Source organism: Falsiroseomonas sp. HW251 (assembly GCF_050563545.1).
In the GTDB taxonomy this organism is placed as follows: domain Bacteria; phylum Pseudomonadota; class Alphaproteobacteria; order Acetobacterales; family Acetobacteraceae; genus Falsiroseomonas.
The window spans coordinates 68,807-88,799 of record NZ_JBNXUM010000008.1 but is presented as its reverse complement, the minus strand read 5'-3'; the positions used below and the strand labels follow the sequence as shown (position 1 = coordinate 88,799).

At 70.6% G+C, this 19,993-nt stretch carries 18 protein-coding genes; 15 read left to right on the top strand and 3 right to left on the bottom strand.

Annotated elements, in window-relative coordinates:
* Positions 1-54: 54 nt before the first annotated feature.
* Together ACLF3M_RS11535 and ACLF3M_RS11530 are read left to right on the top strand one after the other, a co-directional pair.
* Entirely contained in the window at positions 55-510 is a 456-nt protein-coding gene (locus ACLF3M_RS11535; protein ID WP_430657074.1) for a hypothetical protein, read from the top strand.
* Between the two features lie 6 nt (positions 511-516).
* Positions 517-2,790 carry a DUF3141 domain-containing protein gene (locus ACLF3M_RS11530; RefSeq protein WP_430657073.1) on the top strand — a complete coding sequence of 758 codons (2,274 nt, stop codon included), beginning with the start codon at positions 517-519 and terminating at the stop codon, positions 2,788-2,790.
* Between the two features lie 321 nt (positions 2,791-3,111).
* Here ACLF3M_RS11530 and ACLF3M_RS11525 read toward each other — a convergent pair whose 3' ends face one another.
* Positions 3,112-3,849 carry a GntR family transcriptional regulator gene (locus ACLF3M_RS11525; RefSeq protein WP_430657072.1) on the bottom strand — a complete coding sequence of 246 codons (738 nt, stop codon included), beginning with the start codon at positions 3,847-3,849 and terminating at the stop codon, positions 3,112-3,114.
* A gap of 124 nt (positions 3,850-3,973) precedes the next feature.
* On the opposite strand from ACLF3M_RS11525, the gene ACLF3M_RS11520 reads away from it, so the two are divergent.
* The 6 genes from ACLF3M_RS11520 to ACLF3M_RS11495 are packed head-to-tail and all read left to right on the top strand — an operon-like array spanning position 3,974 to position 9,639.
* Entirely contained in the window at positions 3,974-4,951 is a 978-nt protein-coding gene (locus tag ACLF3M_RS11520) for a TRAP transporter substrate-binding protein (protein ID WP_430657071.1), read from the top strand.
* Between the two features lie 7 nt (positions 4,952-4,958).
* The gene (locus tag ACLF3M_RS11515; RefSeq protein ID WP_430657070.1) at positions 4,959-5,462 is read left to right on the top strand and encodes a TRAP transporter small permease; all 504 of its coding nucleotides are present in this window, start codon (positions 4,959-4,961) and stop codon (positions 5,460-5,462) included.
* Positions 5,459-6,739 (top strand): TRAP transporter large permease, encoded by a 1,281-nt coding sequence (locus ACLF3M_RS11510; RefSeq protein WP_430657069.1) that lies wholly within the window; start codon positions 5,459-5,461, stop codon positions 6,737-6,739. Before ACLF3M_RS11515 ends, ACLF3M_RS11510 begins: the two co-directional genes overlap by 4 nt.
* Before the next feature lie 4 nt (positions 6,740-6,743).
* Positions 6,744-7,448, top strand: coding sequence for an SDR family NAD(P)-dependent oxidoreductase (locus tag ACLF3M_RS11505; protein ID WP_430657068.1), 705 nt, complete (start codon positions 6,744-6,746; stop codon positions 7,446-7,448).
* A gap of 28 nt (positions 7,449-7,476) precedes the next feature.
* Complete coding sequence (locus ACLF3M_RS11500) at positions 7,477-8,658, top strand: mandelate racemase/muconate lactonizing enzyme family protein (protein ID WP_430657067.1); 1,182 nt, start codon at positions 7,477-7,479, stop codon at positions 8,656-8,658.
* A 15-nt stretch (positions 8,659-8,673) separates the two neighbouring features.
* Positions 8,674-9,639 (top strand): Bug family tripartite tricarboxylate transporter substrate binding protein, encoded by a 966-nt coding sequence (locus ACLF3M_RS11495; protein ID WP_430657066.1) that lies wholly within the window; start codon positions 8,674-8,676, stop codon positions 9,637-9,639.
* Between the two features lie 288 nt (positions 9,640-9,927).
* Here the strand turns inward: ACLF3M_RS11495 and ACLF3M_RS11490 are convergent, their stop codons facing one another.
* Entirely contained in the window at positions 9,928-10,917 is a 990-nt protein-coding gene (locus ACLF3M_RS11490) for an ABC transporter ATP-binding protein (protein WP_430657065.1), read from the bottom strand.
* A complete protein-coding gene (locus ACLF3M_RS11485; protein ID WP_430657064.1) occupies positions 10,914-11,939 on the bottom strand; it encodes an ABC transporter ATP-binding protein in 1,026 nt (341 codons plus the stop codon). The genes ACLF3M_RS11490 and ACLF3M_RS11485 overlap by 4 nt, the downstream gene beginning before the upstream one ends.
* A gap of 82 nt (positions 11,940-12,021) precedes the next feature.
* On the opposite strand from ACLF3M_RS11485, the gene ACLF3M_RS11480 reads away from it, so the two are divergent.
* The 7 genes from ACLF3M_RS11480 to ACLF3M_RS11450 all read left to right on the top strand — a co-directional run bounded on the left by ACLF3M_RS11480 (position 12,022) and on the right by ACLF3M_RS11450 (position 19,976).
* Positions 12,022-13,620, top strand: coding sequence for an ABC transporter substrate-binding protein (locus tag ACLF3M_RS11480; RefSeq protein WP_430657063.1), 1,599 nt, complete (start codon positions 12,022-12,024; stop codon positions 13,618-13,620).
* A 49-nt stretch (positions 13,621-13,669) separates the two neighbouring features.
* Positions 13,670-14,659, top strand: a complete 990-nt coding sequence (locus ACLF3M_RS11475) for an ABC transporter permease (protein ID WP_430657062.1) — start codon at positions 13,670-13,672, stop codon at positions 14,657-14,659.
* A complete protein-coding gene (locus ACLF3M_RS11470; protein WP_430657061.1) occupies positions 14,656-15,579 on the top strand; it encodes an ABC transporter permease in 924 nt (307 codons plus the stop codon). The genes ACLF3M_RS11475 and ACLF3M_RS11470 overlap by 4 nt, the downstream gene beginning before the upstream one ends.
* Positions 15,580-15,595: 16 nt before the next feature.
* Positions 15,596-16,840, top strand: a complete 1,245-nt coding sequence (locus ACLF3M_RS11465) for an amidohydrolase family protein (protein ID WP_430657060.1) — start codon at positions 15,596-15,598, stop codon at positions 16,838-16,840.
* Positions 16,837-18,090, top strand: coding sequence for a Zn-dependent hydrolase (locus ACLF3M_RS11460; RefSeq protein ID WP_430657059.1), 1,254 nt, complete (start codon positions 16,837-16,839; stop codon positions 18,088-18,090). The genes ACLF3M_RS11465 and ACLF3M_RS11460 overlap by 4 nt, the downstream gene beginning before the upstream one ends.
* A gap of 78 nt (positions 18,091-18,168) precedes the next feature.
* Positions 18,169-19,134 (top strand): Bug family tripartite tricarboxylate transporter substrate binding protein, encoded by a 966-nt coding sequence (locus tag ACLF3M_RS11455; RefSeq protein ID WP_430657058.1) that lies wholly within the window; start codon positions 18,169-18,171, stop codon positions 19,132-19,134.
* A gap of 5 nt (positions 19,135-19,139) precedes the next feature.
* Complete coding sequence (locus tag ACLF3M_RS11450; protein WP_430657057.1) at positions 19,140-19,976, top strand: TauD/TfdA dioxygenase family protein; 837 nt, start codon at positions 19,140-19,142, stop codon at positions 19,974-19,976.
* The last annotated feature ends 17 nt before the right edge of the window (positions 19,977-19,993 follow it).

Here is a 19,993-nt window from a genome sequence, read left to right as displayed (position 1 = left end):
GCGGAATGCCGACCAGCCGACACCGGAAGGCGTTTCTTGAGCGGAGAAGGATCTATGGACATCACCGACGACGGGCTCAGCGCAAGGGCCATCCACGCCTACATCACGGAGAAGCGCCGCACGCAGGCGGAGGAAGCACGCAGGCAGGACGAGGCGGCGCGGGCCGAACGGGCAAAGCTGCGCCAACATTTCATGGAGCAGGAAGTGCCCGCGGATGCGATGGGCCAGGTCGCCAGGCTCGTGCGCCGCGCCGTCGATGCCGGGGAGAAGCGCGTGCTGGTCCTGCAATGCCCATCCGACTGGCTTCCGGACCAGGGGCGCTCGATCAGCAACCATGCCGGGGACTGGCACGAGCACCTCGATGGGCTCGCTGCGCGCGCCTACGCCTTTTACGAGCGCGAGCTGAAGAAGCGGGGCTTCCAGCTGCAGGCCGAGATCATCAGCTGGCCCGACGGGATGCCCGGCGACGTCGGCTTCTTTCTCCATTGGCATTCACCGGACGAGGAGTGAAGAACCATGCCGTCGCAGGACATCTCGAACGCGATCATCGCGACGACGCGCAACGCGCTTCCCGTGCTGGACCGAGCCCCGTCCCCGCCCACCGGCTGGCCGGCGGACCCCGTCGGCTCCTACTGCCTCGACGCCGCGCAGCGCGCGATCCTGTTCCTCGACGTGCTGCGCCAGCGCGGGAACAACGCGCTGGAATACGCAGCTCGCGACGCGCCTAACGTGCTGTCCTACGACGTCGAGCTGGTGCTGCACGGCCACGACCTCGACCGGCCCGTGAACTACGGCCTGGTGCGCATCGTCCCGCCTCCGGGAGCCGTCGTGGACGAGCGCAAGCGACCCTTCGTGGTGTTCGATCCGCGCGCCGGCCATGGTCCTGGCATTGGCGGCATGAAGCATGACAGCGAGATCGGCAAGGCGCTGGAGGCCGGGCATCCCTGCTACTTCGTGGGCTTCCTGCCCGACCCGGTGCCTGGACAGACGGTGGAGGATGTCTGCCGCGCCGAGGCGCGCTTCGTCGAGGAGGTAGCTGCGCGCCATCCCGCCGCCGAAGGCAGGCCGGTCCTGATCGGCAACTGCCAGGCCGGCTGGCAGGTCATGATGATGTGCGCCATTCGGCCCGACCTTCCAGGCCCGATCCTCCTCGTGGGCTCGCCGCTTTCCTACTGGGCGGGCATCCGCGGCCAGAGCCCGATGCGCTATCTCGGCGGGATGCTAGGCGGCACCTGGCTGACCTCGCTCGCGGGCGATCTTGGCTCCGGCATCTTCGACGGTGCGAGCCTTGTGACGAACTTCGAGGTGATGCACCCCGAGAACCACTACTGGAAGAAGCTCTACGACGTCTACGCCAAGGTGGACACAGAGGCGCCGCGCTTCCTGGAGTTCGAGAAGTGGTGGGGCAGCCCCGTGCTGCTGAACGCCGGGGAGATGCAGTACATCACCGACAACCTCTTCGTCGGTAACCGGCTCAGCACCGGCCAGCTGCGTACCTCGGACGGCCTGCGCATCGACCTCCGCAACATCCGCTCGCCGATCATCGTCTTCTGCTCGTGGGGCGACGACATCACGCCGCCGCCGCAGGCGCTGGGCTGGATCCTGGATCTCTACGAGCGCGACGAGGACGTGGTCTCCGGCGGCCAGACGATCGTCTATACGCTGCACCCCAGCGTCGGCCATCTCGGCATCTTCGTCTCCGGCAAGGTGGCGACGAAGGAGCATGGCGAACTCGTGCAGTGCATGGACCTGATCGACCTCATGCCGCCGGGCATCTACGAGGCGGTGATCACCGAGGTCGATGAGGACACCGCCAACCCGCAGCTTGTCCACGGCCGCTATCTCTTCGAGCTGGAGAAGCGGTCGCTCGACGATGTCCGGGCGCTGGTGCGGAACAACCCTGCGGATGATGCGCGGTTCGAGGCCGTGGCCCGCCTGTCCGAGGTGAACCAGGGGCTCTATGCCACCCTGGCGCGACCGCTGCTGCGCGCCATGGCCACGCCGGCCGCGGCCGCGGCGCAGCGCGCGCTGCATCCCGACCGGCTGCGCTTCACCGCGTTCTCCGACCGCAATCCGTGGATGGCCGCGGTCGGGCCCTGGGCGGAGATGGTCCGGCGGGATCGCCGGCCAGCAGATGCCCGCAACCCGCTGTCGGCGCTGGAGCACCTGGCTTCCGACGGCATCGAGGCCTGGCTGAAGGCCTGCGCCAACACGCGCGACATGCTGGTCGAGCAGATCTTCCTGTCGGTTTACGGCTCGCCGGCCCTGCAGGCGGTGCTGGGCCTTGCCGCAGAGAACGGCGGACCGCCGAGGCGCATCGAGCGGGAGGTGGTGCGGGAGGCGTCGGTGGTCGCAAGGCGGGCCGAGGCCGAAGCGGCCGTCGCCCGCGGGGGTGCGATCGAGGCGTTCGTACGGGCGGTGATGTACATCCTGCGCCCGGGTGGGCGCGTGGACGAGCGCGGCTTCGCCGCGCTGCAGGAACTCGGCACGATGCTGCCGGAACATGAGCGCCCGGGCCTGGCCTGCTTCAAGGAGATCGTGCGCCAGCAATTCGTGGCGCTCGAGGCGGATGAGGAGCGCGCGATCCAGGCCCTGCCGAGGCTCGCCCGCAGCGAGGAGGATCGTCGCCGCGTGCTCGCCGGGCTGGATCATCTGTTGTCGCTCAGGCCGCCGCTTCTGGGCGAGCAGGAAGCGCGCCTGCAGCGGGCGAGGGGGTTGCTCGAGCCGCTCGCGGCCAGGCGGCCGATGCGTGGGCACGTGGCAGCGGACACCGCGAAGGCGGACAGGTAGCGCCGCGTAGGAAGTGAGAGGCGGCCACGGCCCTGCTGTCCGACGAGCCGGGCCTCCACCGCCTTGACATCTCCTGCCAATCGTCCTGCCCCTGCTGCAGGAGCGAATTGTGACGCGCGCCGCGCGCTGCTGTTGCCGCGGGCCGAGCCGCTGACGGCCGAGATCGAGCCGGCCTTGCACGCAAGTGAGAGCTCGTGAGCAAGGTCGGCAATCCGCCCACTTCTGCGGTAGCCCTGCCGGCCGCCCGGCTACGCGTAAGTTCGATCCAAAGCGAGCTCTCTTACTGATGCAAGCCAGTGAGTAGCCGGCCCGCTCCTGGTCTTACTCAGGCGCAGTTCGACGGCGCCGCCTGGGTCCTGGTGCAGACACCAGCGCGTCCAGCGCCGCGATCATCGCCTGGCGCGCGCCGTTGGTGTGCAGCCGAACCCGCTGCGCCGCGAGCCGCCCATCGCCTTCGCGGATCGCCGCAACGATGTCGCTGTGCTCGCGCAGCATAGCCGCGAGCCGGTCCGGGACGAAGCCGACGCGCAGGCGCATCGAGCGGATGAGCTGCACCGTGCCATGCAGCATTGCGACCGCGAGGTCGTTGCCCGCGATGGCATAGATGGCGTCGTGGAAGGCGGCGTCCGTCATCAGGATGGCGCGCGGGTTGCCCTGCTTCACGGCGCGCTCCACGGCCTGCCGCGCGGCCTCGATGCGGTCGAGGTCGCCGGTGGTGACGACGCCCACGACGCGCTCGATCAGCGTCGCCTCGATCGCGCCGCGCACTTCGTAGACGTTTGCGATGTGCTGCGCGTCCACGGCGCGCACCACGGCACCCCGGTTCGGGATGTTCTGCACCAGGCCGCTGCCCTCAAGCTTCCACAGGGCTTCCCGGACCGGCATCAGGCTGACGCCGAAGCGCTTGGCGAGATCGGAGAGCTTCAACCGGTCGCCGGGCCCGAATTCGCCATCGACGATCAGGCGCGAGATCGCCGCGGCGATGCGGTCCGCCGCGCCATCCTCGATCGCCAGGGCAAGTGCTTCCACCGTCACGCGCGTCACCTCCGTCCCACTCACATAGCACGCGATCCCTGATCCTGTGCAGGGCCAGCAGCGCATAATATGATCAAATATCTTGACTCGTGATCCGCTCTGATCAAAAACTTCCCGCCACAGCTGGGCTGAGAGGGAGGATCGCTTCATGAAAACCTGGATCGCGGGCGCTGCCCTGGCAGCTGCCTCTGCATTCGCTATCGCCACACCGGCCGCCGCGCAGACGCGCCTCGTTCTCGCGCATCACAGCGCGATCGAGTCGCAGAACACGCTCGCGGTCGAACGCTTCAAGACCTGCGCCGAGCGCGAGCGCGTCTTCGCCATCACGCACTACCCCGCGGGCCAGCTCGGCACGGCGCGCGAGCTCGTCGAGCAGCTCAAGCTCGGCGCGATCGACATGTCGCTGACCGACACGGCTTACATGTCGAATCTGCAGCCCGAGCTCGCGGCCTTCCAGTTGCCCTTCATGTTCACGGACTGGGCGCATGCCGAGCGCGCGATGGACGACGCGCCGGGCCGAACCGTGGCCGACATGCTGGTCCGCGGCCAGGGCGTGCGGCCGCTCGCCTACATGCACAACGGCTTCCGCGACTTCTTTACGGTGTCGAGGCCGATCCTCGCGATAGGCGACTTCCGCAGCATGAAGCTGCGCTCGCCGCCGATCCCGATCTGGGTCCGCATGTTCCAGCTTCTGGAGGCGCAGCCGGTCACGGTGGACTGGACCGAGGTCTACCAGGCCATGCAGTCCGGCCTCGTCGAGGGCATGGAGAGCACACCCGAGGGCTTCGTCAGCTCGCGCTCCTACGAGGTCGGCCGCCACGTAACGCGCACGCGGCACATGTACAACCTCATGATGCTCGTTATCAACGAACGGCGCTTCTCCCGCCTGTCGGAGCGCGAGCGCGCGGTGCTTGGCGAATGTGCGGCCGAGTTCCGCCGCATCGGCAACCCCGAGGCCATCCAGCTCGAGGAGGAATCCTACCGCTTTCTCGCCCAGCGCGGCATCCAGATGCACGACATTGACCAGGCCGCGCTGCGCGCCCGGCTGGAGCCCGCCTGGCCTCAGCTCGTGAACAACTCGCGCAGCGCGCAGGAGCTCATTGCGCAGATCGCCGCGGTCCGCTGAGGCGGTGATGGACCTCTCCGCCCGCTCGCGGCGCAGGATCTCGGTCCGGCTCGCGGAGCTGCTGACGCAGCTCTGCGGCGGGCTGATCGCGGCGATCGTGCTCGTCATGCTCGCCGATATGCTCGCGCGCAACCTGCTGGGCCTTTCGCTGCCGAGCACGGCCGAGCTCGCAGTGCTGATGATGATCTACACGGTCTTCGTCGGCGCGGCGGTCGCGGTGCAGCGCGGCATGCACTTCCTGATCTTCCAGCCGCGTGACCGCTACCCCGCGCGCATCCTGCCGCTGCTGGAGGCGGTGGTGCGCGGCGTGCTGATCGGGTTCAGCGGCGTCATGGTCGCCTTCGGCACCAGCATGGCGGTCGCCGAGATGGGGCAGCTCAGCGCGGCGATGCAAATCCCCTACGGCCTGTTCTACCTCGCCCTGCCGGTGGGCGGCGTGCTCAGCATCGCCTTCGCCGTGCTGGAGCCGCTCGATCGCTCCGGCCAGCCGCAGCACGAGGTGCTGATGTGATCGCTTTCCTCGTCGCCGTCGCCGCGCTGCTCGTCGCCATCGGCACGCCGATCGCCTTCGCGATGGGCGGGGCCGCGGTCGCGACCTTCGTCACCTTCCTCGGGCATCTCCCGCTCGAGGTCGTGGCGCAGCGCCTGGTCAATGCGGTGGACAAGTACCCGATGCTCGCCGTGCCGCTGTTCATCCTGGCAGGCGAGCTGATGAACACCGGCGGGCTCACGGATCGGCTGGTGAATTTCTGCCGCGCGGCGATCGGCTGGATCCGCGGCGGGCTCGGGCTCGCCACCGTCTCCACGGCCGTGCTGCTCTCCGGCATCTCGGGCTCGGGCACGGCGGATGCGGCCGGGCTGGCAAAGGTGCTGATCCCCGCGATGCAGAAGCAGGGCTACGACCGCCGCTTCGCGACGAGCCTCGTGGCCGCGGCCGCCACGCTCGGGCCGATCATCCCGCCCTCCATCGTCATGGTCGTCTATGCCGCGATGACCAATCTTTCGATCGGCAAGTTGTTCCTGGCCGGTGTCGTGCCGGGGCTGCTGATCGGCCTCGTCTTCATGGCGACGGTGCTCATCTTCGCCGTGCGCAGAGGCTATCCGCGCGATGAATGGCAGGGCCTTGGCCATCTCGGCCGCGCCACCGTCGCGGCGGCCGGGCCGCTGGCGGCGCCGGCGCTGATCCTGGCCGGGCTGCTGTTCGGCTGGTACGGCGCGACGGAGGCCGGCGTCGTCGTCGTGGTCTACTCCCTTGTCCTCGGCTTCCTCTATGGCGAGCTGACCTGGGCCCATGTCTGGCGCGCCTGCCGCGAGACCGCGATCAGCACGGCCGTCATCCTCTTCGTGATCGCGATCGCCGCCGTGCTGGGCTGGATCCTGGCTGTCGGGCGCATGCCACAGGACATCGCCGCCTTCATCCGCGGCCTGGCGGAGTACCGCACGCTGGTGATCCTCGCGATCATCGCGGTGCTGCTGTTCCTCGGCCTCTTCCTCGACGGCATCGCCATCATGGTGATCCTGGTGCCGGCCTTCATCCCGATCGCGGCCGCGCTGCAGATGGACCCCATCCAGTTCGCGATGATCATCATCCTCTGCATCGTGGTGGGCGGAATCACGCCTCCGGTCGGGATCCTGCTCTACGTGACCTGCCAGGTCAGCGGCACGCCCTTCCGCGAGGTGACCGGCACCATCTGGTGGTTCGTGCTGGCGATCATGGCCGCGGTGCTCGCGGTGGCCTTCATGCCCTGGCTGAGCGTGGCGCTGCCCAACGCGATGATCGGGGGCTGAGGCGATGACGTCCTTCTCGCTCGCCGGTCGGTGCGCGCTGGTCACCGGCGCGGCACGCGGCCTCGGCGCCGGCATTGCCGACGGGATGGAGCAGGCCGGCGCCCGCGTGACACGGGCGGACCGCGCGGCGGCCGGCGCGGTGCTGGCGTGCGACGTGACGGAGGAAGCGCAGGTCGCCGGCCTCTTCGCGGCCGAGGGACCTTTCGACATCATGGTCTGCGCCGCCGGCATCACGCGGGCCGAGGACATCTTCGCGACGTCCCGCGCCTCCTTCGAGGAGGTGCTGCGCGTCAACCTCACCGGGGTCTTCCTCTGCTGCAAGGCGGCGATGGAAGGCTTCCGCGCGCGCGGTACGGGCGGGCGGATCATCCTGATCGGCTCGGTGGTCGGCCACCAGGGCGCACTGAAGGGCCATGTCGCCTATGCCGCGTCGAAGGGCGCGGTGCACACCATGGCGAGGACGCTCGCGCGCACCGGCGCGCCGATGGGCGTCACCGTCAACGTCGTCGCGCCCGGCGTGGTGGAGACGGAGATGTCGGCCGCCGCGCACGGCCCGGCGGGCCTGGCGGCGCTGGCCGCGACCATGCCGCTGGGCCGGCTGCAGCAGGTCGGCGACATGGCCGCGGCCTGCGTCTACCTCGCATCGGAGGCAGGGGTCGGGATCACCGGCGCGGTCCTCGACGTCAATGGCGGCATGCTGATGCGATGAGCCCGCCCGCTCACTCCAAGGACACCGCATGAAGATCACCGCGCTTCGCACCCATATTGTGGATGCCTTCCGCGCCAATTTCGTCTTCGTCGTCCTGGAGACCGACAGCGGCCTCACCGGCGTCGGCGAAGGCACGCTCGAGATGCGCGAGCGCGCCGTCGCCGCGATGATCGAGGAATGCGGCCGCGCGCTGATCGGCCAGGACCCATTCGCCGTTGACCATCACGTCGAGACGATGCTGCGCGAGAGCTACTGGCGCACCGGTGCGGTGCTGCGCTCCGCGCTCAGCGCGCTGGAAGCGGCGATGCTCGACATCAAGGGCAAGGCGCTCGGCGTGCCGGTCTACGAGTTGCTCGGCGGTGCGCATCGCCGGCGCGTGCCCTGCTACGCCAATGCCTGGTTCGCCGGCGCGCGCGAGCCCGCCGACTTCGCCCGCAAGGCCGAGACGGCCCTCGCGATGGGCTTCCGTGCCCTGAAATGGGATCCCTTCGGCACGGCCTGGATGCAGATGGACGGCGCCGCGCGGCGGCGCGCCGTCGCGATCGTGCGCGCGGTGCGCGAGGCCGTCGGGCCCGAGGTCGATCTCATGATCGAGGGCCACGGCCGGCTCGACGTGCCGACGGCTGTCGCGATGGCGGAGGAGTTGGCGCCCTTCAGCCCGGCCTGGTTCGAGGAGCCGATCCCCCCGGACAGCATCGACGCCATGGCCGAGGTCAAGCGACGCTCGCCCATCCCGATCGCGACCGGCGAGAGGCTCTATGAGCCGCACCGCTTCCAGGAATTGCTGGCGAAGGGGGCCGCCGACATTCTCCAGCCCGACGTCTGCCATGCCGGGGGGCTCGGCGAGACGAAGCGCATCGCCTGGCTCGCGCAGCTCGCCTTCAAGCCGGTCGCGCCGCACAACCCGATGGGACCGGTCGGCAACGCGATGACGCTGCACCTCGCGGCCGCGATCCCGAACTTCATGATCCTCGAGACCATGGCGACAGACGTGCCCTGGCGCGCGGAGGTCGTGCCGGGCGAGGACCTGGTGCTGGAGGATGGCTGGATGGAGATCCCGGACCGGCCCGGCCTCGGTATCGAAATCGACGAGGAGGCCTGCGCGCGCCACCCCTACCGGGTCTACGACCTGCGGCACTACCGCGGGACGCTGACGGACATCAGGCCCGCCAAGGCGACGCCGTTCTTCCGCATCCGCCGCGGCGCCTGAAGGGAGGCCAGCACCATGATCCGCCGCCGTCATCTGCTCGCCGCGGCGCTGATGCCCGCACCCGCCCTGGCGCAAGGCGCCTGGCCGCAGCGCGCCGTCCGCATCGTTGCTCCGGACGCGGCCGGGGCGGGCAACGACGTGACGATCAGGCTGGTCGCGCCGCATCTGGAAGCCGCGCTCGGGCGGCCGGTGGTGATCGACAACCGCCCCGGGGCCGGCGGGCGCATCGGCGTGGAGAACGCCTTCCGCTCGCCGGCGGACGGCTACACGCTGCTGCTCGGCAATGCGGGGGCGACGGGCATCAACGCCGCGATCTACCGCGACCTGCCCTACGACATCGAGCGCGACTTCGCGCCGGTCTCGCTGCTCGTGCTGGGGCCGAACGTGCTGGTGGTGAACCCGCGCGCCGTGCCGGCGCGGAACGTGGCCCACCTCGTCGCCTGGCTGCGCGAGCGTCCCGGCCAGGTGAACTTCGCCATGACCGCGCCCGGCGGATCTGCACACATGCTGACAGAGATGTTCCGCCTGCGTACGCGCACGGATTTCGTCGTAGTGCCCTATCGCGGCGCTCCGGACATGGCGCGCGCAGTCGTCTCCGGCGAGGCGCCGGTGAATTTCAACAACCTCGTCAACATCGCGCCCCAGGTCGCCAGCGGCGAAGCGGTGGTGATCGCAGTCACCACGGCAGAGCGCAGCCCGCTGCTGCCCGACGTCCCGACCATGGTCGAGCAGGGCTATCCCGGCTTCGACAGCGCCGCCTGGAACGGCCTGCTTGTGCCACGCGGCGCGCCGCCCGAGGTCACGGCGCGGCTGCAATCGGCCCTGGTGCCGCTCCGCCAGGATGCGGTGCTGCAGGAACGCGTGCGCGGCCTGGGCGGCACGCTGCTGGCCTCTTCACCGGAAGTCTTTGCCACGCGCCTTCGCAACGACATCGCGATGTGGCGCGAGGTGGTCGGCAGCGCGGGGATCCGCGTGGAGTAGCAACCGTGCGCCGAGCCGCGGTCGCCCGGCCAGCCAGGGAGTCCAGCGCCGTGCGGCTCCACATCGCTCTCGGCTTGATCGCGCCCGGCAGCCTCAGTGCAGATTTCGCCGCACGCCGCCACGCGAACCGTCAGCCTATGCCCCGAGAGCCGGACGGTGGCAGTATCGCTGACGGTGCTAATAGCTTCCAGGATCATGTAGCGGGACCGCTGGGTGGCCCATGCGGTTCAGTTCCGCCCGACGCTAACACCCGAACATCTCCTTAAGATCGGAAGACGGCGCGCGGCCTCACACGGCGCCGGCGTGGTGGCATGCGACCAGGCGGCCTTCGGCCTGGCGCAGCACCGGGCGCTGTTCCCGGCAGATCGCCGTCGCATGGGGGCAGCGCGGATGGAAGGCGCAGCCGGGCGGCGGGGCGGCGGGGTTCGGCACCTCGGCCGCGGCGGCATCATAGCGCTTGCCGATCTCGGCCGCCGAGGGCGATGCGCGCAGCAGCAGCCTCGTATAGGGATGCGCCGGGGCAGCGAAGATCGCGTCGCGGCCGGCGATCTCCACGATGCGGCCGAGATACATCACCGCGACCTCGTCGGCCATGTGGTCCACCACCGCAAGGTTGTGGCTGATGAAGAGATAGGTCAGGCCGTGGCTCGCCTGCAGGTCGCGCATCAGGTTGAGGATCTGCGCCTGGACCGAGACATCGAGCGCGGAGGTCGGCTCGTCGCAGATCAGGAAGGCCGGCGCGCTCGACAGCGCGCGGGCAATGGCGATGCGCTGGCGCTGCCCGCCGGAGAACTCGTGCGGGTATTTCCGCGCATCCGCCGGAGACAGGCCGACCTCGATCAGCAGCTTCGACACGCCGTCGGCGATCTCGCCGCGCGTGCGCGCGACGCCAAGTGCCTTCATGGGATCGGCAATGGTCCGTCCCACGCGCAGGCGCGGATTGAGGCTGCCATACGGATCCTGGAAGATCATCTGCACCTCGCGGCGAAGCCCGGCGCGGCCGCGCGTGATGGCGCGCATGTCGGTGCCGCGATAGCGCACCTCGCCGCCCGTCGGGGCCAGCAGCCCGGCAACGCAGCGCGCCGCGGTGGACTTCCCGCAGCCGCTCTCCCCGACCAGGGCAAGGGTCCGGCCGGCCGGGATGTCGAAGGACACGCCGTCCACCGCCCGCAGGATCCGCCGCTTCTCCCGGTTCAACTGGCGAACGATCCAGGGCGGCGACACGTCGAAATGCCGCACGAGGTCGCGGACGACGACCAGCGCGGCCTGCGCGCTCATGCCGCGGCGCTGGCCTCGAGCGGCAGGAAGCAGGCCGCCTGGTGGGGCCCGTGCCCTTGAAGTGCCGGCACCGCGTCGGCGCAGGTCGCGGCCGCGCGCGGGCAGCGCGGGGCATAGGGGCAGCCCGGCGGCAGCGTATCGGGCCGCGGCATGGCGCCCGGGATCTGGTGCAGCCGGCCGAGCCGCCGCCCGATCTCCGGGATCGAGTCCATCAGCCCCCGCGTATAGGGATGCCGCGGGCGGCGCAGCACCTCCTCCACCGGCCCGACTTCCACGACGCGGCCGGCGTAGAGCACCGCGACGCGCGTCGCGAGCGCGGCGATGACGCCCATGTCGTGCGTGATCAGCAGCATCGCGGTGCCGCGCGAGGCGCAGACATCGCGCAGCAATTCGATGATCTGGCCCTGGATGGACACGTCGAGCGCGGTCGTCGGCTCGTCGGCGATGAGGATCGCCGGCCGTCCGGCCAGGGCGAGCGCGATGACGACGCGCTGGCGCATGCCTCCGGAGAATTCGTGCGGATAGCTCGACAGCCGCGCCTCCGGGGCGGGAATGCCGACCTGCGCGAGCAGGCTCACGGCCTCGGCCCGCGCGGTGGCCCCGGACAGGCCGAGATGCTCGCCGATCGTCTCGGTGAGCTGGCGGCCGATGGTGAAGACCGGGTTGAGGGAGGTGAGCGGGTCCTGGAAGACGGTGGCGATGGCCCGCCCGCGCAACCGCCGCATCGCCTCCCCGCGCAGCCCGTCGATGGGGCGCCCGCGGAACAGCACCGCGCCGCCGGTGACGGAAACGCGGCGATCGAGCAGTCCGGTGATCGCGTTGCCGAGCATGGACTTGCCGGCCCCGGATTCACCGACAACGCCGAGCACCTCGGACGGCATGACATCGAGGCTCACGCCGCGCAGCAGCGGCACGGGCCCGGCCTCGGTGTCGAGCGTCACGGTGAGGTCTCGCACCGCGATGACGGGTTGCGCGCCCGCCAGCTCCATCCGCCCTTCGGCCGTCGTGCCCGAAGCCGTCACGGCCCTCCGCCCGGAACCTGGTTGCCGCAAGCTTCAACCTCGGCCACGATCCCGTCAACCGAACGGCGCAGAGGGAGATCGCGTGAAGCCGCTGCTCAGGGTCCTGGCGCTCGCCGCCGCCCTCCTCCTGCCGGGCCTGCCGATCCACGCGCAGACCCTGCGCTACGGCGGCACGACGCCGCCGCTGACCATGGACCCGCATGCGAGCAACGACTTCGTCACCGCCGCCCTGGTGCTGCAGGTCTACGACACCGTCGTCGCGCTCACGCCCGAGATGCAGATCGAGCCCGGCCTCGCCACGGCCTGGCAGCCCGCCGGGGAGAACACCTGGCGCTTCACCGTCCGCGCCGGCGTGACCTTCCACGATGGCGCGCCGCTCACTGCGCAGGACGTCGCCTTCTCCATCATGCGGCAGAAGGAAAGCCCGCTCTACCGCGCGCTGTTCGGCGGCATCAGGGAGGCCCGCGCGGTGGATGCGACGACGGTGGACGTCGTCTCGGCCGCGCCGGACCCGATCCTGCCGCGCAAGATGGTCCGGCTGTATGTGATGAGCGAGGCCTGGCTGCGCGCCAACGGCGTGGAGCGCGTGCCCGATCTTGGCGCGCAGGGCACCGAGGCCCATACGCTGCGCAACGCCAACGGCACGGGCCCGATGCGCCTTGCCTCGCACGAGCCCGGCACGCGCACCGTGTTCGAGCGCAACGTGCGCTACTGGGGTAGCCCCGGCGGCAATCTTGAACGGGCGATCTACACGCCGATCGCCTCGGCACCCACGCGCGTCGCGGCGCTGCTGTCGCGCGAGCTCGACCTCATCACCGACGTGCCGTTGCAGGACATCGAGCGGATCCGTGCCGCGCCCGACATGTCCGTCGTCGAGGCGCCGCAGCAGCTCATCATGCAGGTCGAGATGGACGGCACCCGCGACGTCGCGCTCGACACCTGGAACAGGCAGGGCCAGCCGCTGAACGCCAACCCCTTCCGCGACGTGCGCGTCCGACGCGCCATCGCCCAGGCGATCGACGCGCGTCTGATTGTGGATCGCGTGATGCGCGGCCATGCGGCGGTGGTCGGCACCGCCTCCGCGCCGGGCTTCGGCGGCTACCAGCGGGACCTCGACGTCCGCTGGCCGACCGATGTCGCCCGCGCCCGTGCCCTGCTGACGGAGGCCGGCTATCCCGACGGTTTCGTCACCCAGCTCAACTGCCCGCTCGCCCGCTACGTCAACACCGAGGAGATCTGCCGCGCGGTCGCGAGCATGCTGGCGCGCGTCGGCATCGAGGTGCGCGTGCGCAGCATGGTCTGGCCGGAATTCGCGCGCATGCTGGTGAACGGCCCGAACTCCTCCTTCCATCTGATCGGGGCGGCCGGCAATTCCGGCGACACACAGGACACCTTCGTCTCCGTCATGGCGACGCGCAGCCGCGAGCGCGGCACCGGCGGAACCAACTGGGCGATGTGGAGCAACGCCGAGTTCGACGCGGTGACGGAGGAGCTTACCCGCACCTTCGACCCGTCCCGGCGCGAGCAGCTCTACCGCCGCGGCCTGACCATCGGCCGGGAGGAGGTCCATGCGGTCTACCTGCACCAGCCCATGATCACCTGGGCGATGCGCCGCAACGTGACCATCGCGCCGCGCGCAGATTCCGCGGTGATGCTGAAGGACGTGGTGCTGCGGCCCTGATGCGGGCGCGGGACGCGGGACCGCGACCTAGTCGGGTGAGAGGCGCGGCATGATCGGCTTCCTCGCTCATCGCGTGGCGCATGCGCTGCTGGTGATGCTGGTCGTCAGCCTGCTGGCCTTCATCCTGGGCAACGTCGTCGGCGACCCCGTGGCGAGCATCCTCGGGCTCGACGCGACGGCGGCCGACCGGGCGGCGCTGCGGGCGCGGCTAGGCCTCAATGATCCGCTGCCGCTGCGCTACCTCGCCTATCTCGGCGACCTGCTGAGGCTCCGGCTCGGCAATTCCTACGGGGCGCAGCGCCCGGTCCTCGATCTCTTCGCCGAGCGCCTGCCGGCGACGCTGGAGCTCGCCTTCGCGGCGCTGTTGCTCTCGGTGCTGGTCGGCGTGCCGCTCGGCGTCTATGCCGCGGCGCGGCGCGAGAGGCGCTTCGCGCGCGCGCTGATGACGGTCTCCGTCGTCGGCGTCTCCGTGCCGAGCTTCATCTCCGGAATCCTGCTGATCTTCGTCTTCTCCGTCATGCTGGGCTGGCTGCCTTCCTTCGGGCGAGGCGAGGTGGTGAGCCTCGGCTTCTGGACGACGGGACTGCTCACCGCATCGGGCCTGAAGTCGCTGGTGATGCCCGCGGTGGCGCTCGCGCTCGGCCAGATCGCGCTCGTCGCGCGCCTCGTCCAGGCCGAGATGCTGGGGGTGCTGCGCACCGACTACATCCGCTTCGCCCGCGCCCGCGGCCTGCCGGACCGCAGCATCCACTTCTCCCATGCGCTGCGGAACACGCTGATCCCGATCATCACGGTCAGCGGCATCCAGCTCGGCTACCTCGTCGCCTTCGCGGTGGTGGTGGAGCAGGTGTTCCAATGGCCGGGGATGGGGCTGCTGTTCCTCCAGGCGCTCGCGCAGACCGACGTGCCGGTGATCTCGGCCTTCCTGATGACGGCGGGGCTGTTCTTCGTGACGATCAACCTGGTCGTGGACCTGCTCTATGCCGCGGCCGATCCGCGGCTGCGCATCCGCGCCATGGCGGGACAGGGGGCGGCATGAAGGGCGCATCCGCCGTCCGCGCGCGCTTCCCCCTGCCAGCGCCGTTGCGGCGGCTGCTGCGCGCGCCGGCGGCGACGCTGGCGGCGCTCGTGCTGCTGCTTGTCGTGGCGGCGGCGCTGCTCGCGCCCTGGCTCGCGCGGACGAACCCCTACGACCTTGCGTCCCTCGACCTGCTCGAGAGCCACCTCCCGCCGGCGTTGATGGCCGGCGGCGACCCGCGCTTCCTGCTCGGCACCGACAGCCAGGGCGCCGACCTGCTGTCTTTGATCCTGTACGGCCTGCGCACCTCGCTCATCGTCGGGCTGATGGCGGTCGCGATCTCCGTCGCGCTCGGGACGGTCGCGGGGCTTTCCAGCGGCTATGCCGGCGGCGCCCTCGACAGCGTCCTGATGCGCATCGCGGATGTGCAGTTCACCTTCCCCGCGCTGCTGCTGGCGCTGCTCATCGGCGGCATTTCCCAATCGTTGCTGCCGGCCGACCGTCGCGCCGCGCTTGCGATGCCGATCGTCGTGCTGGCGCTCGGCATCTCGCACTGGCCGCATTTCGCGCGCCTGGTGCGCGGAGCCGCGCTGGTGGAGCGGCAGAAGGACTATGTGGCGGCCGCGCGGCTCGGCGGGCGGGGCCATGTCGCGATCATGGTCGGGCAGATCCTGCCCAACGTGCTCAACCCGATCCTCGTGCTCGCCACCCTCGACATCGCCTTCGCGATCATGGCGGAGGCGACGCTGTCCTTCATCGGCTTCGGCGTGCCGCCGACGGAGCCCTCGCTCGGCACGCTCATCCGCATCGGCTACGGCTATCTCTTCTCCGGGGAGTGGTGGGTGGTGATCTTCCCCGCGCTCACCTTGTCGGGGATGCTGGTCGCCGTGAACGTGTTCGGCGACTGGCTTCGCGACCAGCTCGACCCCCGGCTCCGCTGACCCGCAGGAACCCGCAATGCCCGCGACGCTCTTCCGCAACGGCCTCGTCTTCGACGGCACCTCCGACGAGGCCCTGCCCGGCCTTGAGGTCCTCGTGGTGGACGGGCGGATCGAGGCCGTGTCCGACCGCCCGATCGCAGCCCGCAGCGCCGAGGTGATCGACCTCCGCGGCGGCACGCTGCTGCCCGGCCTGATCGACGCGCATGTCCATGTCTTCGCGATCAACCTGGTGGCGTCGCGCAACGAAACCATCCCGCTGACGCTGATGACGGCCATGGCGGTGCCGCGCATCCGGGCGATGCTCGACCGCGGCTTCACCACCGTGCGCGACGTCGGCGGCGCCGATGTCGGCATCCGCGACGCCGTGGCGCAGGGCTTCATCCAGGGCCCGCGCCTCTATGTCGGAGGCCCCGCGCTATCCGAGACGGGCGGGCATGCCGACCATCGCCGGCGCACCGACAGCCGCTACGACATCGACTACAACGCCAATGCCTTCGTCTTCTTCTCCCGCATCGTGGACGGGCCGGAAGACATGCGGCGCACCGTCCGCAACGAGCTGCGCAAGGGCGCCGACCACATCAAGGTGATGGCCTCGGGCGGCGTCGGCTCGCCGTCGGATCCGCTGGAAGGCGTGCAGTTCTCCCGGGAGGAGCTCGAGATCTGCGCGCGGGAGGCGGCCGCCCGCGGCAAGTACGTCGTCGCGCACACCTACACCACCGAGGCAATCCGGCACGCCGTCTCGGCGGGCATCCGCACCGTGGAGCACGCCAACTTCATCGACGAGGCGACCGCGCGCTACGTCACGGAGAAGGGCGCCTATGTCGTCCCGACCCTCGTCTGCTACGAGGTCACGGCCCAGCATGGCGAGAGGCTCGGCCTCAGCCGCTTCGTGATGGAGAAGCTCGACCTGGTGAATCGCGCCGGCATCGCCCTGCTCGACACCTGCGAGCGCGCCGGGGCGCGGATGGGCTTCGGCACCGACCTGATGGGCGAGATGGAATACGCGCAGTCCCAGGAATTCGCGATCCGCGGCCGAGTGCAGAAGCCCGCCGACATCCTGCGCTCCGCGACCTCCGTGAACGCGGAGATCCTGCAGGAGAAGGGCCGGCTTGGGGAGATCCGCGAAGGCGCGCTCGCCGACCTCATTGTCTGCGAGGGCAATCCGCTGAAGAACATCACGCTGCTCGCTGCGCCGGAGCGGAACCTGCGCCTGATCATGCAGGGCGGCCGCCTGCACCGGAACGAGTTCGGCCGCGCGTGACCGGGCCGCGCATCGACGGCGCGCGGCTGCTCGGCCGGCTGCAGGCGCTCGGCGCGATCGGGCGGGACGCCGAAGGCCGGCTCACCCGGCTCGCCGCCTCCGACGCCGATCGCGCCGGGCGCGAGGCCGTGGCGGGCTGGATGCGCGATGCCGGGCTCGAGGTGATGCTGGACCGCGTCGGCAACCTGTTCTGCGTCTGGCAGGCGGGGGCGCCGGGCGCGGCGCCGCTGATGATCGGCTCCCACATCGATACCGTTGTCGATGCCGGAATCTACGATGGCTGCTACGGCGTGCTGGGCGGGCTGGAGGTGGTCCAGGCGCTGCGCGAGGCCGGCGTGCAACCCGCGAGGCCCATCGCGGTCGCGGCCTTCACCAACGAGGAGGGCGTGCGCTTCGCACCCGACATGATGGGCTCGCTCGTCCATGCTGGCGGTCTCGGGGTGGAGGCGGCGCTCGCCACGGTCGGGACGGACGGCGCGGTGCTGGGCGAGGAACTCGCGCGAATCGGCCAGGCCGGCCCGCACGAGCCGGGCTTCCTGCGCCCGCACGCCTATCTCGAACTCCACATCGAGCAGGGGCCGGTGCTGGAACGCGAGGGCGTGCCGATCGGCGCGGTTGCGACCCTGCAGGGCATCTCCTGGCAGCGCGTGACGATCGAGGGCGTGGCCAACCATGCCGGCACGACGCCGATGTCCATGCGCCGGGACGCCGGGCTCGCGGCCGCGCGCGTGGTCACCTTCCTGCGCGACAGGGTGTCGCGCGCCAATGCGCCGACCGTGGCGACGGTCGGCTGCATGGCATTCGAGCCCAACGCCATCAACGTCATCCCCTCGCGCGCGGTCTTCACCGTGGATCTGCGCGACCCCGACGAGGACAGGCTGCGCGCGGAGGAGGCGGCCCTGTCGCGCTTCCTCGATGAGCTCGCCGCGGCAGAGGGCGTCACGATCGCCGTCGAGCGCCTGGCGCGGTCCGGGCCCGTGACCTTCGACCCGGCGATCCTGCGCGCGATCGAGGACGCCGCGGCGCGGCATGGGTTGCGCTGCCGGCGCATGACCTCGGGTGCCGGGCACGACGCGCAGATGATGGCCCGGATCTGCCCTGCCGCCATGATCTTCGTGCCAAGCGCCGACGGCATCAGCCACAACCCGCGGGAGCATACGGCGCCCGCGGACCTTGTCGCGGGCGCGCAGGTGCTTCTCGACGTCGCCCGCAGGCTGGCCTGCGGCGAAACCGGCGTGCCGGCTGCCTGACCCTTGCGGGTGCCCGCCGCGGGGATTGCCAAGCTTCCGGCCCGGCGCGACATACGTCGCCACAAACGGGAGGAAGTCATGCTTCAACGCCGGGCCCTCGTCGCCGCCGCCGCAGGGATGGCGCTGCCGTCCCTCGCCCGGGCCCAGCAGCAGGCCGCGCCGATCCGCTTCATCATCCCCTGGCCGCCCGGCCAGGCCGCCGACCTCGCGGGCCGCGTCGTCGCGCGCTTCCTGCAGGAAAAGCTGAACCAGCCCGTGGTGCCGGAGAACCGGCCCGGCGCGGGCGGCATGATCGGCACCGACTTCGTCGCCAAGGGCGCGCCGGACGGGACAACGCTGCTCGTCGCCTCCTCGGGCCCGGTCACCATCTCGCCCCTGCTGCAGCGCACGCCCTACGATGCCGAGCGCGACTTCGCGCCGGTCTGCAATTTCGGCGCGGCGCCCTTCGTGCTGGTGACCGGCCCGAACTTCCCCGCCAGCACCCTGGCGGAGTTCATTACGACGGTGCGGGCCAACCCGGACCGCTACAGCTACAGCTCCTCCGGCACCGGGGCGACGGCGCATCTGATAAGCCTGATGTTCCACGCACGGGCGGGGCTGAAGAGCCTGCACGTGCCCTTCCAGGGCAGCGCGCCGGGCCTGACCGCAGTCGCCGGCGGCAGCGTGGACTACTCCATCGAGACCTGGGCGGCCTCGGCGGGGCTCGTGCAGCAGGGGCGGCTGCGCGCGCTCGGCATCTCCTTCGCCGAGGGGTCGTCGCTCGCGCCCGACATCCCGCCGCTGGCGCGCGGCGACGGGCTGGCCGGCTTCGACATCGGCGCCTGGATCGGGCTGCTCGCGCCGGCCGCGACGCCGCTGCCGCTGCGCGAGAAGCTCGCCAATGACGTCGCCGCGATCCTCGCGACGCCCGAGGCGAAGGAGCGCTGCGCGGCCGTCGGCCTCGATGCGCGGCCACACCGGCTGGAAGACTTCGCGCGCTTCCTGCAGACGCAGCGCGGCGCGTTCCAGGCGGTGATCCAGGCGAACAGCATCCGGCTGGATTGAGGGCGATGGTTGACCTCGTCATCCGCCGTCTTTCCGGCGCGCTCGGCGCCGAGCTGCGCGGTATCCGCCTTTCCCCCGACATGCCGGAGGAACAGGTCGCGCGGCTGCGCGCGATCTGGCTCGACCATGGGGTGGTCGTCTTCCGCGAGCAGGGGCACCTGTCGCCGCGCGACCTCGCCAACGTCGCGCGCCGCTTCGGCGAGGTGGTCGAGTATCCCTTCGTGAAGGGTCTGCCCGACGCGCCGGAGGTCATCCCCGTCGTCAAGCTCGAGCATGAGCGCGTGAACTTCGGCGGCCTCTGGCACAGCGACACCGCCTATCTCGAATGCCCGCCAATGGCGACCATGCTGATCGCGCGGGAGGTTCCGCCCTTCGGCGGCGACACGCTCTTCGCGAGCGGCCATGCCGCCCATGAGGCGCTGTCGGAGGGGATGAAGCGGCTGCTCGGTCCGCTGCGCGCGGTGAACTCCTCCGCCAAGGCGGATGTCACGAAGACGCGCGAGGACCGGATGAAGGACAATGCCCGGTCCGATGCGCGCCAGGTCTACGAGGCCGAGCACCCCGTGGTCCGCACCCACCCCGAGACCGGGCGCAAGGCGCTCTATGTCAACACCGGCCACACCACGCGCTTCGCCGGCATGACGGAGGAGGAGAGCGCGCCGCTGCTCGAGTACCTGTTCCGCCATCAGGTACGCCCGGAATTCACCTGCCGCATCGGCTGGCAGGCGGGGTCGCTGACGCTGTGGGACAATCGCTGCGTGCTGCACAATCCCGTCAACGACTACCACGGCTTCCGCCGCGTCATGCACCGCGTCACCCTGGCTGGCGACAGGCCGGCCTGACCCGTCGGGCCCGCGCG